A 1,758-nucleotide genomic window follows, 5' to 3' on the forward strand; every position below is an offset into this window, starting at 1 on the left:
TGGGGTGATGGGTGGCTGGTCGTTGTTTGAGAACTGCACAGTGAACGCGAGCATCTGTGGCCAAGTTTTTAAGGGCGCACGGTGGATGCCTTGGCACCAGGAACCGATGAAGGACGTGGGAGGCCGCGATAGTCCCCGGGGAGTCGTCAACCAGGCTTTGATCCGGGGGTTTCCGAATGGGGAAACCCGGCAGTCGTCATGGGCTGTCACCCACTGCTGAACACATAGGCAGTGTGGAGGGAACGAGGGGAAGTGAAACATCTCAGTACCCTCAGGAAGAGAAAACAACCGTGATTCCGGGAGTAGTGGCGAGCGAAACCGGATGAGGCCAAACCGTATGCGTGTGAGACCCGGCAGGGGTTGCGCATGCGGGGTTGTGGGATCTCTCTTCTGTTGTCTGCCGGCAACAGGACGAGTCAGAAACCGTTGATGTAGACGAAGGACATGCGAAAGGTCCGGCGTAGAGGGTAAGACCCCCGTAGTCGAAACGTCAGCGGCTCGTTTGAGAGACACCCAAGTAGCACGGGGCCCGAGAAATCCCGTGTGAATCTGGCGGGACCACCCGCTAAGCCTAAATATTCCCTGGTGACCGATAGCGGATAGTACCGTGAGGGAATGGTGAAAAGTACCGCGGGAGCGGAGTGAAATAGTACCTGAAACCGTGTGCCTACAAGCCGTGGGAGCGTCGGAAGCACTTCGGTGCTTCTCGTGACTGCGTGCCTTTTGAAGAATGAGCCTGCGAGTTTGCGGTGTGTTGCGAGGTTAACCCGGGTGGGGAAGCCGTAGCGAAAGCGAGTCCGAATAGGGCGTTTTAGTAGCACGCTCAAGACCCGAAGCGGAGTGATCTAGCCATGGGCAGGTTGAAGCGGAGGTAAGACTTCGTGGAGGACCGAACCCACCAGGGTTGAAAACCTGGGGGATGACCTGTGGTTAGGGGTGAAAGGCCAATCAAACTCCGTGATAGCTGGTTCTCCCCGAAATGCATTTAGGTGCAGCGTCGTGTGTTTCTTGCCGGAGGTAGAGCACTGGATAGGCGATGGGCCCTACCGGGTTACTGACCTTAGCCAAACTCCGAATGCCGGTAAGTGAGAGCGCGGCAGTGAGACTGTGGGGGATAAGCTCCATGGTCGAGAGGGAAACAGCCCAGAGCATCGACTAAGGCCCCTAAGCGTACGCTAAGTGGGAAAGGATGTGGAGTCGCACAGACAACCAGGAGGTTGGCTTAGAAGCAGCCACCCTTGAAAGAGTGCGTAATAGCTCACTGGTCTAGTGATTCCGCGCCGACAATGTAGCGGGGCTCAAGCGTACCGCCGAAGTCGTGTCATTGCAGCATATAGCCCCAACGGGTGCTGTGATGGGTAGGGGAGCGTCGTCTGCCGGGTGAAGCAGCACCGGAAGGTAGTTGTGGACGGTTGACGAGTGAGAATGCAGGCATGAGTAGCGATACAAACGTGAGAAACGTTTGCGCCGATTGACTAAGGGTTCCTGGGTCAAGCTGATCTGCCCAGGGTAAGTCGGGACCTAAGGCGAGGCCGACAGGCGTAGTCGATGGATAACCGGTTGATATTCCGGTACCCGCTGTGAAGCGTCAAACATCGAGCATCGTGATGCTAAGGCCGTGAAGCCGTTCCGGACCCTTCGGGGAAAGGAAAGTGGTGGAGCCGCCGAACCAAGCGGTTAGTAGGTGAGTGATGGGGTGACGCAGGAAGGTAGTCCATCCCGGGCGGTGGTTGTCCCGGGGTAAGGGTGTAGGACGCT

The 1,758-nt window shown here is 57.2% G+C and carries 1 rRNA gene (running past one end of the window); it reads left to right on the forward strand.

Annotated features, from left to right (window positions below):
- Positions 1–58: 58 nt before the first annotated feature.
- Positions 59–1,758: ribosomal RNA gene (locus tag FB157_RS46900) — 23S ribosomal RNA — on the forward strand; it runs 1,492 nt beyond the window's last position.

It is taken from the genome of Streptomyces sp. BK340 (assembly GCF_007827595.1).
Taxonomy (GTDB): Bacteria; Actinomycetota; Actinomycetes; order Streptomycetales; family Streptomycetaceae; genus Streptomyces.